11 protein-coding genes are annotated in these 15,966 nt (G+C 70.5%); 6 read left to right on the top strand and 5 right to left on the bottom strand.

All coding sequences use genetic code 11. From position 1 onward, the window contains the following. Positions 1 to 53: 53 nt before the first annotated feature. Both AB4850_RS09860 and AB4850_RS09855 read left to right on the top strand, forming a co-directional pair. On the top strand, positions 54 to 788 hold the full coding sequence (locus tag AB4850_RS09860; protein WP_414439631.1) for an ABC transporter substrate-binding protein: 735 nt from the start codon (positions 54 to 56) through the stop codon (positions 786 to 788). A gap of 4 nt (positions 789 to 792) precedes the next feature. Further along, positions 793 to 1,032: a hypothetical protein gene (locus AB4850_RS09855; RefSeq protein WP_414439630.1), complete on the top strand. Its 240-nt coding sequence runs from the start codon at positions 793 to 795 to the stop codon at positions 1,030 to 1,032. Between the two features lie 78 nt (positions 1,033 to 1,110). Here the strand turns inward: AB4850_RS09855 and AB4850_RS09850 are convergent, their stop codons facing one another. From AB4850_RS09850 to AB4850_RS09840, 3 genes are read right to left on the bottom strand one after another with little or no spacing between them, the layout of a single operon-like run. Beyond that, entirely contained in the window at positions 1,111 to 1,869 is a 759-nt protein-coding gene (locus AB4850_RS09850; RefSeq protein WP_414439629.1) for an ABC transporter ATP-binding protein, read from the bottom strand. Further along, entirely contained in the window at positions 1,866 to 2,744 is an 879-nt protein-coding gene (locus AB4850_RS09845; RefSeq protein WP_414439628.1) for an ABC transporter permease, read from the bottom strand. The genes AB4850_RS09850 and AB4850_RS09845 overlap by 4 nt, the downstream gene beginning before the upstream one ends. Before the next feature lie 2 nt (positions 2,745 to 2,746). Next, complete coding sequence (locus AB4850_RS09840; RefSeq protein WP_414439627.1) at positions 2,747 to 3,775, bottom strand: aliphatic sulfonate ABC transporter substrate-binding protein; 1,029 nt, start codon at positions 3,773 to 3,775, stop codon at positions 2,747 to 2,749. A gap of 203 nt (positions 3,776 to 3,978) precedes the next feature. Here AB4850_RS09840 and AB4850_RS09835 point away from each other — a divergent pair, with 203 nt between their 5' ends. Further along, positions 3,979 to 5,304: an LLM class flavin-dependent oxidoreductase gene (locus AB4850_RS09835; RefSeq protein ID WP_414439626.1), complete on the top strand. Its 1,326-nt coding sequence runs from the start codon at positions 3,979 to 3,981 to the stop codon at positions 5,302 to 5,304. 294 nt (positions 5,305 to 5,598) lie between these two features. Then, positions 5,599 to 6,675: a hypothetical protein gene (locus tag AB4850_RS09830; protein WP_414439625.1), complete on the top strand. Its 1,077-nt coding sequence runs from the start codon at positions 5,599 to 5,601 to the stop codon at positions 6,673 to 6,675. Between the two features lie 43 nt (positions 6,676 to 6,718). Here the strand turns inward: AB4850_RS09830 and AB4850_RS09825 are convergent, their stop codons facing one another. Together AB4850_RS09825 and AB4850_RS09820 are read right to left on the bottom strand one after the other, a co-directional pair. Next, positions 6,719 to 7,117, bottom strand: a complete 399-nt coding sequence (locus tag AB4850_RS09825) for a PaaI family thioesterase (RefSeq protein ID WP_414439624.1) — start codon at positions 7,115 to 7,117, stop codon at positions 6,719 to 6,721. A 68-nt stretch (positions 7,118 to 7,185) separates the two neighbouring features. Continuing rightward, positions 7,186 to 8,919 carry a diguanylate cyclase gene (locus tag AB4850_RS09820; protein ID WP_414439623.1) on the bottom strand — a complete coding sequence of 578 codons (1,734 nt, stop codon included), beginning with the start codon at positions 8,917 to 8,919 and terminating at the stop codon, positions 7,186 to 7,188. Positions 8,920 to 9,219: 300 nt separating this feature from the next. Between AB4850_RS09820 and AB4850_RS09815 the strand changes: the two genes are divergently transcribed. Both AB4850_RS09815 and uvrA read left to right on the top strand, forming a co-directional pair. Continuing rightward, positions 9,220 to 9,618 carry an FKBP-type peptidyl-prolyl cis-trans isomerase gene (locus AB4850_RS09815; protein ID WP_414439622.1) on the top strand — a complete coding sequence of 133 codons (399 nt, stop codon included), beginning with the start codon at positions 9,220 to 9,222 and terminating at the stop codon, positions 9,616 to 9,618. A 365-nt stretch (positions 9,619 to 9,983) separates the two neighbouring features. Further along, positions 9,984 to 15,956 (top strand): excinuclease ABC subunit UvrA, encoded by a 5,973-nt coding sequence (uvrA, locus tag AB4850_RS09810; RefSeq protein ID WP_414439621.1) that lies wholly within the window; start codon positions 9,984 to 9,986, stop codon positions 15,954 to 15,956. Positions 15,957 to 15,966 lie beyond the last annotated feature (10 nt).

The following is a 15,966-nucleotide window of genomic DNA, read 5'->3' as shown; positions in this document are numbered from 1 at the left end:
ACCTCAGCGCAAGCCGCTTCGATTTCCCCAGCCCTTTGACGCCCGACACCGCCATGCCCTTCGATCCCGATCTCGTGACCGCCTTCGCGCCCACCGGCACCGTGCGCGCCTCCATCAACCTCGGCAATCCGATCCTCGCGAACCGCGATGCGGCGACCGGCGAACCGGTCGGCGTGTCGGTCGATCTGGCGCGCGCGTTCGCGGCGGAGCTGGGCGTGCCGCTCGAACTCGTGGTGTTCGATGCGGCCGGCAAGTCAGTGGAGGCGGTCAGCGACGGGCGCGCCGATTTCGGCTTCTTCGCCGTCGATCCGAAGCGCGGCGAGACGATCGCGTTCACCGAGCCGTACGTGCTGATCGAAGGCTGGTATCTGGTGCGCGACGCCTCGCCGATCCGCACCAACGCCGACGTCGATCAGGCGCAGCATCGCGTGGCCGTGGGACAGGGCAGCGCCTACGATCTGTTCCTCACGCGCGAGTTGAAGGCCGCGCAGATCGTGCGTGCACCCACCTCGCCGGCCGTGGTGCAGACCTTCCTCGATCGCGACCTGGAGGTGGCCGCCGGCGTGAAGCAGCAACTGGAAGCCGATACGGCGCATCTGCCGGGCGTGCGTTTGCTCGACGAGCGCTTCATGGTGATCCGGCAGGCGATGGGCGTGGCGCGTGCGCGCGGCGAGCGGGCGGCCGAGGCGCTGGGCCGCTTCGTTGAGGCGCACAAGCGCTCGGGCTTCGTCGAAGCGGCGCTGGCGCGTCACGGCATTCAGGGCGCGTCGGTCGCGCCGTTGGTGTAACGCCATGAGCGATTCGGCTTACGGCTTCGACGTGTTCGGACGGCATGTCGCGATCGTCCGGCAGGACGGCGTGTGGCGGGCGTTCGATCTGGGAGCGGACGGCAAGCGGCGGCGCGCCGATTTCGAGGTCCCGGCGTTCATCGAGGCCGACGAACTGGCGCAGTATCTCGGCGACTTGTTCCACGAGAACGCCACGCCCGCGCGCGGCGAGGTGCGGCCGTTGCGGCTGGGCAGCGCCGTTTAGACGAGTAGCGGCCTGGCGAACCGCCGAACCGCCGAATCGCAGAACCGCCAAGCGGCCAAGCCGAGCCGTCAAGCCAAGTCATGCGGCGCCGACCGCACCGCTGTCCTGAAATCGCTCGAACGCGCCGAGCAGCCGATTACGCAACGCAGCCAGCGCCGGCCCGCGGCGATCACGCGGGCGCGGCAGATCCACCGCGAACGCATCCTCCACCCGCCCCGGGTTCGCAGCCAGCAGCACCACGCGATCGCCCAGATACAGCGCCTCGTCGAGATCGTGCGTGACCAGCACCGCAGCCATGCCATGCCGCTGCACGACGTCGAGCAGCAGCGTTTGCAGGCGCATGCGCGTGAGCACGTCCACGGCGCTGAACGGCTCGTCGAGCAGCAGCAGGTCCGGTTCCCCGAACAGCCCGCGCGCGATCGCCGCGCGCTGCGCCATGCCGCCCGACAGCGCGGCCGGCAAGGCCGCCGCCGAACCATCCAGCCCGACCTCCGCGAGCAGGCGCGCCACCTCGGGCGCGCGCCCGCCATGGAGGCCGGCCGCGAAGCCGACGTTGTCGGCCACCGTCAGCCACGGCAGCAGCCGAGGCTCCTGGAAGATCACGCCGATTCGCGCCGACGGCCCGTCGAGCGGCGCGCCGTCGAGCCGCACGCTGCCGCGATAATCGCCGTCGAGGCCGGCCAGAATCCGCAGCAAGGTGCTCTTGCCGCAGCCGCTCGGGCCGACCACGCAGACGATCTCGCCGCGCGCTACCTGCAGCGGCACGTCGGCCAGCACGGCGCGCGCGCCGTAATGCTTGCGCGCCACGCGCGCGTCGAGCAGCGGGGCGGCGCTCATCGCGCCTCCCGGCGCGGCGCGCCGTCGAAACTGTCGCGCCAGGCCAGCCAGCGCGTCTCGATGCGGCGCATCGCGCCGTCGGTCAGCTTGCCGAGCAGTGCGAGCAGCAGGATCGCGCCGAACACCAGGTCCGGCCGGCCGGTTTCGCGGCCGTCGCTGAGCAGGAAGCCCAGCCCCCGCGTGGCGGCGATCAGCTCGGCCGCCACCATGAACATCCACGCGAGGCTCAGGCCGGTGCGCAGCCCGGTGACGATCTGCGGCAGCGCGGCCGGCAGCAGGATTCGGCGGAACAGCGCGAACGCGCCGAGCCGGTAGACGGCCCCGAGTTCGACCAGCTTGCGGTCCACGCCGCGAATGCCGGCCACCACCGCCAGATGCACGGGAAAGAACGCGCCGATCGCGATCAGCACGATCTTCGGCGCTTCGTCGATGCCGAGCCAGAGCAGCAGCACCGGCACCCACGCGAGCGACGGGATCGAGCGCAGCGCCTGGAAGCTCGGTTCGAGCAGCGCGTCGATGCGGCGGCTCAGGCCCATCGCCGCACCGATCGCGAGCGCCAGCGCCGAGCCGGCCGCGAAGCCGAGCGCGACGCGCAGGCTGCTCGCGCCCACGTGGCGCAGCACGCGCGCCAGGCCCATCTGCTCGAGCGAGGCGAGGATCTCGCTGGGCGCGGGCACCAGATGATCGGGCAGCCAGCCGGCGCGCACCGCGAGTTCCACCAGCGCGAGCGCCGCGAACGGCAGCGCGAAGCCGGCGAAGCGCCAGGCGCGTAGCGGATCGCGCCGGGCGGCCGGGGTGTTGGGAACAACAGCCTGCGCGGATTCGGCCGGCGCGCGGGGCGCCAGCGTGTCGCGGCGGGCGGCGGTGTCGCGCATCGTCAATGCGCGGCCGCGACCAGCGGGCGAGCGAACGACGGATCGATCAGCGCGTCGACGATCTTCGCCGGATCGACACCGGGCTTGACCAGTTGCTCGTCGGTCAGCACCGGCGCGGCGGCCTTCAGCGCGACGCGCTGCACGTCGCCCGGCACCGGATCGCTGAAATCGTTGCGCTGCAGTTGCAGCTTCGCCACCGGCAGCGACACCTTCGATTCGTCGGCGACGATCTTCGCGGTGTCGTCCGGGTGCGCGACGATCCACAGCCGCGCCTTCTCGTACACCTTCAGCACGCGCGTGACGGCCTGCGGATACTGGCTCGCGAATGCCTCGCGCACGTTCAGGAATCCGTAGGTATTGAAGCCGACGTTGCGGTACAGCAGGCGCGCGCCGTCGTCCACCTGCGCGGCGGCCATGTGCGGATCGAGGCCGGCCCAGGCGTCCACCTGGCCGTTGGCGAGCGCGGTGCGCCCGTCCGGGTGTTGCAGGTTGACGAGTTCGACGTCGTCGCGCGACAGGCCCACCGTATGCAGCGCGCGCAGCGTGAACAGGAACGGATCGGTGCCGCGCGTGGCCGCGATCTTCTTGCCCTTGAGGTCGGCCAGCGTCTTGATCGGCGAATCCTTGCGCACCACCAGCGCGGTCCACTCGGGCCGCGAGAACACGTAGACGGCGTGGATCGGGTTGCCGTTGGCGCGGCCCAGCACGGCCGCGAGGCCGGCCGTCGAGCCGAAATCCACCGCGCCGCTGTTCAGGTATTCGAGCGCGCGGTTGCTGCCGAGGCTCAGCACCCAGCGGATTTCGGTGTGGTCGGGCTTGAACGCGTCCTCGAGCCAGCCGAAATGGCGGATCACGAGGCTTTCGGGCGAATAGTAGGCGTAGTCGACGCGGATTTCGGCGGGCGCGGCGGCGGGTTTGGCGGCCACGTCGGCGGCCTGCGCGGCCGGGGCGGCGGCGATCGAACCGAGGGCGGCGAGCGCGCCGATCGTCAGGGCCGCGCGACGCAGCGCGCGAGTCCAGGACAGCTTCATGGAATGGTCTCCGGGCAGGCGGCGGGATGCCGCTGATCAAGCAGGATGACCTTTCAATGTACGCAAGCGCGGGCGCTGCGCGAACCAAGAAATCGTCGCTAGGAAAGCGCGCCGCGTGATAAGGGCGGCCGCCAGCAGATTCGCCGGAGGCACGGTATCGTGAGCGCTCCGCCAACCCGACGCCGCGCGCGCGGCGACCGACGATGACCCGCAAACGACAACTGCACCTGGGCGCCTTCATGCGCCCGGTGAGCCTGCATACCGGCGCATGGCGCCATCCCGATGCCTGGCCCGACGCGAACTTCAACCTCAAGCACCTGGTGCATTGCGTGCAGACGCTCGAGCGCGCAAAGTTCGATGCGTTCTTCATGGCCGATCACCTCGCCGTGCTGAACATGTCCACGCAGGCGCTCAAGCGCAGCCACACCGTGACCTCGTTCGAGCCGCTCACGCTGCTGTCGGCGCTGGCGATGGTGACCGAGCGGATCGGGCTGGTGGCCACCGCCTCGACCAGCTTCGAGGCGCCGTATCACGTCGCGCGCCGCTTCGCCTCGCTCGACCACCTGAGCGACGGGCGCGCGGGCTGGAACCTCGTGACCACCTCGAACCCCGACGCCGCGCTGAACTTCGGCCTCGACGAGCACCTGGAGCACGACGCGCGCTACCGCCGCGCGCGCGAATTCTTCGATGCCGTCACGGGCCTGTGGGATAGCTGGGCCGACGACGCGTTCGTGCGCGACGTGGGCAGCGGCCTGTACTTCGACCCGGAGAAGCTGCACGTGCTCGGCCATCGCGGCGAGCATTACGCGGTGCGCGGGCCGCTGAACATCGCGCGGCCCGTGCAGGGCTGGCCGGTGGTGGTGCAGGCCGGCTCGTCGGAGGCCGGCAAGCAACTGGCGGCCGAGACGGCCGAGGCCGTGTTCACGGCGCAATCGTCGCTGGCGTCCGGCAAGCGTTTCTATGCCGACGTGAAGGGCCGCCTCGACCGGCTCGGCCGGCCGCGCGAGCACCTGAAGATCCTGCCCGGCGCGTTCGTGGTGGTGGGCGATTCGATCGACGAGGCGCGCGAGAAGCGCGCGTTTCTCGATACGCTCGTGCACGACGACAGCGGCTTCGCCTCGCTGTCGATCGCGCTCGGCCACGACGTGTCGGGCTTCGATCCCGACGCGCCGCTGCCCGAGATCCCCGAAAGCAATGCGAGCCACACGTCGCGGCAGCGCGTGCTCGACCTGGCGGCCGGCGGCTTGAGCGTGCGCGAGCTGGCGCAGCGGGTGGGCGGCTATTCGGGGCTGGAATTCGTCGGCACGCCGGCCGACATCGCAGATTCGATGCAGCAGTGGCTGGAGGAGGAAGGCTCGGATGGCTTCAACGTGATGTTCCCGTACCTGCCGGGCGGGCTCGACGATTTCGCGCTGAAGGTGGTGCCCGAGCTGCAGCGGCGCGGAATCTTCCGGCGCGAGTACGAAGGCACGACGCTGCGCGAGCATCTGGGCTTGCCGAGGCCGGAGAACCGGTTTTTCCCGGGGTGAAATTCGGTTGCCGGACGTTCGATGACTTGATCGGGTGACGGAATTTCCGCACCCCGAAGTGGCCGGCGAGCGCGCGCCGTGGCGGCGGCGCGCAAGGCTCGACCGCATGGCCCGCTTTTTGCACTGTAGTGCTCCGCGAAACCGGCCCGCACCGTCCAACCGCGGTGCGCCGGGGCGCGCCGGCCCGAGCCGGTGTGCAGGAATGTCGCTGCCGTGCGACGCGTTTGTATTTTTTACGCGTGCTCGGCCGACGCCGGCCCTCGACCCCATCAGTCAACGGAATCCGCCATGTTCATGAACGAGTGGTTTTTGCGGCGCGCACTGGCCATCGCCTGCACGCGACAGGTCGGCACGGCGGATCGCGTCGGCCGCCCCCAGGTGATCGCCTATCTGGCCGAACGGGCCACGGCCGGGCCGCGCATGCTGGTGACCGGCCTGAGCGGCGATACGGTGGCGGCGCTTGGCGGCGAGCAGCCGAGCGAGGCGGCGCAACCGGTGTCGATGGCGCTACCCGAGGCGGCGCGCCGCAAGATCCGCTACGTGGTGCATGTACGTCGCCACATGTTCCACGAGCGCCGCGCCTGGCGCGTGGTGCTCGGCACGCGGCTGCAGACCTACCGGCTGGCCGCCTGGCTCGGCGACCTGCGGCTGCGCGGCTTCTGGCTCGCCAACCCGCTGCGGGCGGCGCGCATGGAAGTGCTGGCGCGCATCGCGGCACTGTCGGCCGAGCTGTCCGATGCGGTGGCGCCGCGCGCGCTGCTGGCGCTGGCCGATTGGCCCCAGGTGCCGCGCGACGCGGCGGTGGACGAGCGGCATCGCTATCTCGACCGCACGCTCGCCGTGCTGGTGGCGTCGGGCTTCATCCGCAAGACGGAGGCGGGCGGTTTCGAAGTGCAGCCGCGCGGCGCCGAGGCGCTCGAACGCTACGACGCCGATTTGCAGCGTCACAGCCACCGCGTGTCGATGCGGCGCGCGCTGAACGTGCTGGTGGTGGCGTCCGGCATCGCCGCGCTGGAGGCGGGCGGTACGGGCGTGGCGCCGCCCGCGCCGGTCGCCAGCGGGATCGGCGCCGAGATGTCGTGCTCGCCGGGGGCCGGCTGCGGCAGTTGCAACAGCCTCTCCGGCAACGCGAACGGCAACGCCAACAGCAGCAACGACAGCGGCGACGATGCTGCCGCCGCTCCGCTCGCACTGCAAACCGCGCACCGGCTGCACGGTCAGGCGCGCCGCCATCGGCCGTCTCGCGGCCCGGTGGTCACGCGCGACGATCACGCATTGCCGTCGCCCGATCTCGATGCGCCGTCCGTGCTCGCCCCGGCGCTCGTGGTGCCGGCGCGCGTGCGGGCCGCCGTGGCGCAACAGCATGCGTGACACATCGTGAAGGGGATTCCGGGCGTCGACGTGTCCGCTCCCCTCACCCCTGCGCGTTCACGTACTTGAACGTGCCCTGCGCGCTGGCGATCAACAGCGTGCCATCCACCCAGGCCTCGGCCCGCGCGAAGAAAATCGAGCGGCCCGCGCGCTCCAGGATGCCCTTGCCGACCACCCGCGAGCCGAGCCCCTTGTCGAGATAGTTGACGGTCAGCGACAACGTGAAGCCGTGCCGAATGGGCGTGTCCGGCGGCGTGAACAGCCCGGCATAGCCGGCGGCGGCGTCGAGCAGCGTCGCGATCGCGCCGCCTTGCAGCACGCCTTGCCGGTTGAGCTTGCGCCCGTCGATCGGCATGCTGATTTCGGCATAGCCGTCGCGCCAGGCGTCGAGTTGCGCGCAGAGGGATTCCAGGAACGGGTTGTCTTCGAAGAGTCGGGACATGGGCGGTGACGGCGAGGTGAGCGGGTGAATCGGACGGTGGGCCATTGTAAGGCGATCGTCCGCGCCGCTTACTCCGGCTCGCCGTGCAGCTCGATCCGGTTGCGCCCGCGCGCCTTGGCCCGATACAGCGCCTTGTCGCAGCGCGACAGCACCTGATCGACGCCGAGGTCGGCCGCCGTCATGCGGTCCACGCCGATGCTGACGGTCAGCCCGACGCACTGTCCCGCGAATTCGAGCGGCGACGCGCCGATGTGGCGTTGCAGCCGTAGCCCGAACGCCATCGCCGCCTCGATGCCGAGGCCCGGCAGCACGATCGCGAATTCCTCGCCGCCGATTCGCCCGACGATATCGGCGCTGCGCGCCGCGTCGCGCATCAGGCGTGCGAAATGGCGCAGCGCGTGATCGCCGAGCGCGTGGCCCCAGCGGTCGTTCAGCGATTTGAAGTGGTCGAGGTCGAGCATCAGCACGGCCGCCTCGCCGTGACCCGCGCGCCGCAGGCGCTCCAGCTCCGAGGCGCTTTGCGCGAGGAAATCGCGCCGGTTCGCCAGCTCGGTCAGGTGATCGATGGTGGCCAGTTCGTGCAGCTCGGCCTCGATCCGCTTGCGCTCGGTGGTGTCGGACACGAAGCCGTGCCACAGCGTGCCGCCGTCGGGCAGCCGCTGCGGCCGCGCCTCGCCGTGCCGCCAGCGCAGCCCCTGGCGCGGCAGCAGCACGCGGTATTCGAGCCGCCACGGCGTGAGCGTCGCGGCCGATTCGCGCAGCGATTGCCGGTACATCGCGAGGTCGCGCGGGTCGATGCGCGCGTCGACCGACTCGGCGTCGATCGCGGCTTGCGCGGGATCGAGTTCGTAGATCTGCTCGATGCCGCGGCTCACGTAGCTGAACTGCGGGCGGCCGTCGGCCGGCTCGCGATACTGGAACACCAGCCCGTCGACCTCGTCGGTCAGGTTGGTGATCAGGTCGATGCTCTGCTGGAGCCGCGCGGCGGTTTCGCGCAGCGCGGTGATGTCGGTGGTCGCGCCGACCATGCGCAGCGCGCGGCCCGCGCCGTCGCGGCCGACCACCTTGCCGCGGCTGCAGATCCACTTGTAGCGGCCGTCCTTGCAGCGAATGCGGTGCTCGACCTCGTAGCGGTCGGAGCCGCCCTCGAAATGCCGGCGCATCTGCGCCTGCACGTAGGCGCGATCGTCGGGATGCAGGCGGTCCACGGCGTCCTCGATGCGCGTGCTCAGTTCGTGCGGCGCGTAGCCGAGGATCGCCTTCCATTCAGACGAATAGCGGATCTCGCCGGTGGCGATGTCGCGATCCCAGATGCCGGTGCCGCTGCCGTTCAGCGCCAGCGCGACGAGGTCGTGGGCGAACGGTGCGCACGCAACCGGTTCGGCGCCGGGGGGCGCGCAAGCGGGTTCCCGCAGCGCGCGTTCGAGCGCGGCGCTGGCGAGCGCGGTGAAATCGTCGAGGGCGGCGAGGGTGTTCGGCGTGTGCGGGGCGGGCGAGATCAGCAGCAGGGCGCCGAGGCGCGTGCCGTCGGCGGCGCGCAACGCGCAGGCGGCGCGCGAGGCGGAGAGTTCGATATCGGGTGCGTGGCTCGCGCGGGTGGCGAACGGGTCGGACGGCAACGGGGCCGGCAGCGTGCCTTCGATGCCGAACAGACAGGGGCCCTCGGCCGCCGACACCACGATCAACGCCGCATCCGCCCCGAAATGCGCGCGTGCCAGACGCAGCAGCGCGGCACATTCGGGATTGACCGGCGGCCCGTCCGCGGGCGCGACCGCGATCTCGTCGGTTTCGGAAATCGGCATACGAAAAGCCCCTGATGCAACCAGGCCGGCGCGAGCGCCCATCGCACGCCGCCGACTTGTTTAGGCTCGCTAATCATAAAGCGGTTTGATGACGGGATGGCCATGTGGCGACGGCGCAGAGAGGTTTCCGTGCGCCGTCGTGGCTGCCGTGCGACGCGGCGCAATGCGGTGAATGCGGCAGGCCCGCGACGGTGGTAAGCGGCGATGCCTGAAGCGGGGCGCTCCCGGCGGCGGCGCGATGCGCTGCGATGCGCCACGCGATGCCGATATAATCGTCGCGCCATTCAACGAGGACATCGCATGAAATCAGTGATCGCCGTACTTGTCGCATCCACCATCGCCACGGCCGCGTTCGCCGCCAACCCCGTCGAGAAGCTGCCGTCCGGCGTGACGGTCGAGACGCTCAAGCCGGGCACCGGCGCGCAACCGACGGCCAGCGACGTGGTCACGGTCAACTATCGCGGCACGCTCGCGAACGGCACCGAGTTCGACGCGTCGGCCAAGCACGGCGGCCCGGCCACGTTCCCGCTCGGGCAGGTGATCCCGTGCTGGACGCAAGGCGTGCAGAAGATCAAGGTGGGCGGCAAGGCCAAGCTGACCTGCCCGGCGGCCACCGCCTACGGCAGCCGCAGCGTCGGCTCGATCCCGCCGAACAGCGACCTGACGTTCGAAGTCGAACTGCTCAGTATCAGCAAGTAAGCCCGATGCCCGGCGAGCCGGGCGTTGGCGCAAGCGGGCCGCCGTGCAACGCGGCGGCCGGCAGTTTCGCGGCGCGGCGTTTCGCGCCGCGTTTTTCGTTTTGGCCCCTATCGTCACCCTCGCATCGGCGCCGCCGCGCCCCGGCCGGGACCCGTTTTTGCGGCTCGCCGGGTACGACCGGTGCGGCCGTTTGCCGGATCGCCGCGCAGGAACGACGGCGCAAGCCTCGAATCGAAGCGTTTCCGGACACGCCCGAAGCCGCGCCGTGAAAGCTGTATGAATATACAGTATAGTGTCTGCCTCGCGCGTCGACCCGGCGAAGCTCTCCCGACCCGCCGCCCAACCTTTTTATACGGACAGGCCAATTGTCATCCAGCCATCTGATCCGCATTCGCGGAGCACGCCAGCACAATCTCAAGAACGTCGATCTCGACCTGCGCACCGGCGAGATGACCGTGGTGACCGGCCCGTCCGGCTCCGGCAAGTCGAGCCTGGTGTTCGACACGCTGTATGCGGAAGGGCAGCGGCGCTACGTCGAAACCTTCAGCGCCTACGCGCGGCAGTTCCTCGACCGGATGGACCGGCCGCAGGTGGACCGCGTGGACGGCGTGCCGCCGGCCATCGCGATCGACCAGACCAACCCGGTGCGCAGTTCGCGCTCGACGGTCGGCACCATGACCGAGCTGAACGATCACCTGAAGCTGCTCTACGCGCGCGCGGCGCAACTGTTCGACCGCGAGAACGCGGAGCCGGTGCGCCATGACACGCCCGAAACCATCTACGCCGAGCTGGCCGCGCGTGCCGAGGCCGACGATCCGCGCCTCGTGCTGACGTTCCCGGTGGAGTTGCCCGATACGGTCACGCCCGAGGAAGTCGAGCAGTGGCTGTCGGCCAGCGGCTACACGCGCGTGCAGGCGCAGCGCGAGGTGGCGTCGCCCACCGGCGCGCGCAAGCTGCTCGACGTGGTGGCCGACCGCTTCCGCCTGAGCCGCGTCGACAAGGCGCGCGTGGTCGAGGCGATCGAGGCCTCGCTCAAGCGCGGCGGCGGCCGCCTCAGCGTGTACGTGCTGCCGAACGACGCCGATAACGCCGGCGACGGCGCACCGGCCGCACCGACCGCCCAACCCGAACCCACCCTCTGGCGCTTCTCCACCGGACTGCACAACCCCGACAGCGACCTGCGCTACGCCGAGCCGCAAGCGGCGATGTTCTCGTTCAACTCGGCCTACGGCGCGTGCGAGGCCTGCCGTGGCTTCGGCCGCGTGATCGGTGTCGATCTCGGGCTGGTGATCCCCGATGCGCGCAAGACGCTCAGCGAAGGCGCGATCAAGCCGATGCAGACGCCCGCCTGGAAGGAGTGCCAGGACGACCTGATGCGCTACGCGGCCAAGGCCGGCATTCGGCGCGGCACGCCGTGGGCCGAGCTGACCGACGCCGAGCGCGACTGGGTGATCAACGGCTCGCCGGACTGGAACGGCAAGTGGCAGACGCATTGGTACGGCGTCAAACGCTTCTTCGGCTATCTCGAAACGAAAGCCTACAAGATGCATATCCGCGTGCTGCTGTCGAAATATCGCAGCTACACGCCGTGCGAAACCTGCGGCGGCGCACGCCTGAAGACCGAATCGCTGCTGTGGCGGCTCGGCTCGCGCGAGAACGCCGACGCCGTGCTCGCGCCGTCGGCGCGCTTCCTGCCGCGCGGCGTGGGCTGGCGCCGCGAGCAGCTGGAAGCGCTGCCGGGCCTGACCGTGCACGACCTGATGCTGCTGCCGATCGAGCGCATTCGCCGCTTCTTCGACGAGATCGCGTTGCCCAGCACGCTGCTCGACGACGCGCTGAAGCTGCTGCTGGCCGAGGTGCGCACGCGCCTGAAGTATCTGTGCGACGTCGGCCTCGGCTACCTGACACTCGATCGCCAGAGCCGCACGCTGTCGGGCGGCGAGGTGCAGCGCATCAACCTGACCACCGCGCTCGGCACCTCGCTGACCAAGACGCTGTTCGTGCTCGACGAGCCGAGCATCGGCCTGCATCCGCGCGACCTGAACCGGATCGTCGAGGCGATGCAGAGGCTGCGCGACGCGGGCAACACGCTGGTGGTGGTCGAACATGATCCGTCCGTGATGCTGGCCGCCGACCGCCTGATCGACATGGGGCCGGGGCCGGGCGAGCGCGGCGGCGCGATCGTCTACGACGGCACGCCGGCCGAGATTCGTTCGGCCGATACGCTGACCGGCGCCTACCTGGGCGGCCGCCGCCACGTCGCGCACGCATCGAACTGGGCGCGCCGCCCGGTGGACGCGAACACGCCGCGCATCGTGCTGGAAGGCGCGAGCGAGCACAACCTGCGCGACGTCACGGTCGAGATTCCGCTGCAACGGCTGGTGTGCCTGACCGGCGTGTCCGGCTCGGGCAAATCCACGCTGCTGCAGGACGTGCTGTATCCGGCCATGTCGCGCCATTTCGGCAAGGCCACCGAGGCGCCCGGCGCGTTCCGTCGCCTGAGCGGCGCCGATCAGGTCAGCGACGTGGTGTTCGTCGATCAATCCCCGATCGGCAAGACCACGCGCTCGAACCCGGCCAGCTACGTGGGCGCGTTCGACGAGATCCGCAAGCTGTTCGCCAAGGCCCCGCTCGCGCTGCAACGCGGCTACGGCGCGGGCGTGTTCAGCTTCAACACCGGCGACGGCCGCTGCCCGACCTGCGGCGGCTCGGGCTTCGAGCACGTCGAGATGCAGTTCCTGAGCGACGTGTACCTGCGCTGCCCCGATTGCGACGGCAAGCGCTACCGCGACGAGATCCTCGAAGTGCGGATCGAGCGCGACGGCCGCGCGCTGAACGTGGCCGACGTGCTGGAGCTGACCGTCAGCGAGGCCGCCGGGTTCTTCGCGGCCGATGCCGAGGTGCTGCGCGTGTTGCAGCCGATCGTCGATGTCGGCCTCGAATACGTGAAGCTCGGCCAGCCGGTGCCGACGCTGTCGGGCGGCGAGGCGCAGCGCCTGAAGCTGGCCGGCTTCCTGGCCGAATCGGCGGTGGCGATCAGCGCGGCCGAGAAGGCCGCCAAGTCGGCGGAATCCGCGAAATCCGCCAAGGCCGGCGCGGCGAAGTCGTCCAAGGCCGAGAAGGCCGGCAAAACGGCCACCGCCGGCCGCCTGTTCATGTTCGACGAACCGACCACCGGCCTGCACTTCGACGACATCGCCAAGCTCATGCAGGCGTTCGGCAAGCTGCTCGCGGCCGGCCATTCGCTGATCGTCATCGAGCACAACCTCGACGTGATCCGCGCGGCCGACTGGCTGGTCGATCTCGGCCCGGAAGGCGGCGACGGCGGCGGCCTGGTGCTGTGCGCCGGCACGCCCGACGACGTCAAGGCCTGCGCCGGCTCGCATACCGGCGTGGCGCTGCTCGAATACGACCGCACCATGGGCCGGCCGGCCGCGCTGGCCGACGAGGGCGTGCCGTTGCAGGCGCGCCTGAAGGCGATGCGCGAGCGCCGCGCGGTGGAGGGCGAGGACGTGGTGCGCATCGTCAACGCGCGCGAGCACAACCTGAAGGCGCTCGACGTCGATATCCCGCACGGCCGCTTCAACGTGATCACCGGCGTGTCCGGCTCCGGCAAATCCACGCTGGCGTTCGACATCCTGTTCCACGAGGGCCAGCGCCGCTACCTCGAATCGCTGAACGCCTACGCGCGCTCGATCGTGCAGCCGGCCGGCCGCCCCGAGGTGGACGCCGTGTACGGCATTCCGCCCACCGTGGCGATCGAGCAGCGCCTGTCGCGCGGCGGCCGCAAGAGCACGGTGGCCACCACCTCCGAGGTGTGGCACTTCCTGCGCCTGCTGTACGTGAAGCTCGGCCTGCAGCACTGCATCCACGACGGCGCGCCGGTCACCTCGCAAACCGTCGATTCGATCGTCGCGCAACTGCTGCGCGATCATCGCGGCGAGCACGTGGGGCTGCTCGCGCCGCTGGTCGTCAACCGCAAGGGCGTGTACACCGACCTGGCGAAGTGGGCCAAGGCGCGCGGCAGCACGCACCTGCGCGTGGACGGCGAATTCGTGCCGGTGGACCCGTGGCCGAAGCTCGACCGCTTCCGCGAGCACACCATCGAGCTGCCGGTGGCGGACCTGGTGGTGTCGCCCGATCACGAGGCCGAACTGCGTCAGCGCCTGAACGAGACGCTCGAACTCGGCAAGGGCGTGATGCACCTGCTCGCGCCGCTCGACGGCCTGGTGGGCGCGATGAGCAAGGCGCATTCGACGGCGCGCATCGGCACCGTCAAGGTGCTGTCGGTCAAGCGCGCCTGCCCGGTGTGCGGCACCAGCTACCCCGAGCTGGACCCGCGCATGTTCTCGTACAACAGCAAGCACGGCTGGTGCACCAGTTGCGTCGGCACCGGCCTTGCGCTCACGCGCGAGCAGCGTGCCGCCTACGACGACACCGTGCTGGCGGACGACAACCGCGGCCGCGAGCAGACCTTGCCGTCCGAGGAGCAGGAACCGGAAGGCATGGGCGACACGCCGTGCCCCGATTGCCACGGCACCCGGCTGAACCCGGCGGCGCGCGCGGTCGGCTTCGCCGGCAAGTCGATCACCGACGTCGCGCAATGGACCGTGACCGACACGCGCCGCTGGATCGACGGCCTGCAGCTCGACGGCCGCGACGCGCAGATCGCCCGCGACATCGTCAGCGAGATCGGCAGCCGCCTCGCGTTCCTGGAGGAAGTGGGCCTCGGCTACCTGAGCCTCGATCGTGCCGCGCCGAGCCTGTCGGGCGGCGAGGCGCAGCGCATCCGGCTGGCCGCGCAACTGGGCAGCAACCTGCAGGGCGTGTGCTACGTGCTCGACGAGCCGACCATCGGCCTGCATCCGCGCGACAACCAGATCCTGCTCAACGCGCTGCGCAAGCTCGGCGACAAGGGCAATACGCTGGTGGTGGTCGAGCACGACGAGGACACCATCCGCCGCGCCGATCACGTGATCGACATCGGCCCCGGCGCCGGCAAGCGCGGCGGCGCGCTGGTGGCGCAGGGCAGCGTGGCCGACCTGGCCGCGCAACCCGATTCGCTGACCGGGCGCTTCCTCGCGCACCCGATCGTGCATCCGTTGCAGGCGCGCCGCGAGGTGCTGCCCGCCACGGCCAAGCGCGAGACCGCCATGCCCGAGCAATGGCTCACCGTGCACGGCGCGAACCTGCACAACCTGCACGACGTGACGGTCGGCATTCCGCTCGCGCGGCTGGTTGCCGTGACGGGCGTCAGCGGCTCCGGCAAATCCACGCTCGCGCGCGATGTGCTGATGACCAACCTGCTCGACGCGGTGGGGCGCTCGGTGCTGTCCTCGCCCGCCACGCGCCGCGCGCGCAAGACCGCCGAAGCCGCTGCGCCGTCCACGCGCAGCCGCAGCAGCGTGCTGGCGCGCAGCGCGCCGCGGCCCGCGCTCGATGTCAGGCATGCCTGGCAGGGCTGCCAAGCGATCAGCGGCTGGGAACCGATCGACCGCGTGCTCGAAGTCGACCAGACGCCGATCGGCAAGACGCCGCGCTCGTGCCCGGCCACCTATATCGGCGTGTGGGACACCATCCGCAAGCTGTTCGCCGACACGCTCGAAGCGCGTGCGCGCGGCTACACCGCCTCGCGCTTCTCGTTCAACACCGGCGACGGCCGCTGCCCGGCCTGCGAGGGGCAGGGCGTGCGCACCATCGGCATGAGCTTCCTGCCCGACGTGAAGGTGGCCTGCGACGTCTGCCACGGGCAGCGCTTCAACCCCGAGACGCTGGCCGTGACGTGGCGCGGCAAGAACATCGGCGACGTGCTGACCATGGAGATCGACGAGGCCGTGGAGTTCTTCTCGGCCATCTCCAACATCTCGCATCCGCTGCAACTGATGAAGGATGTCGGCCTTGGCTATCTGACGCTCGGCCAGCCGTCGCCCACGCTGTCGGGCGGCGAGGCGCAGCGCATCAAGCTCGTCACCGAATTGAGCAAGGTGCGCGACGACATCACGCGGCGCGGCCAGAAGGCGCCGCACACGCTGTACGTGCTCGACGAGCCCACCGTCGGGCTGCACATGGCCGACGTGGCGAAGCTGATTCGCGTGCTGCACCGGCTCGTGAACGGCGGGCATAGCGTGGTGGTGATCGAGCACGACCTCGACGTGATCGCCGAGGCGGACTGGATCATCGATCTCGGGCCGGAAGGCGGCACGGCGGGCGGCACGATCGTGGCGGCGGCGAGCCCGGAAGCGCTGGCGCGGGTGCGGGCCAGTCATACCGGGCAGGCGTTGGTGCCGGTGCTGGCGCGCACGGCGAGCGCGGAGGCGGAGGCCGTTTCGGTGGATTGAGCGGGCGCTG

The sequence above is a fragment of the Burkholderia sp. 22PA0106 genome (assembly GCF_047497155.1).
Taxonomy (GTDB): domain Bacteria; phylum Pseudomonadota; class Gammaproteobacteria; order Burkholderiales; family Burkholderiaceae; genus Burkholderia.
The sequence above is the reverse complement of the archived record's forward strand: the minus strand, read 5'-3'. Positions and strand labels throughout refer to the sequence as shown.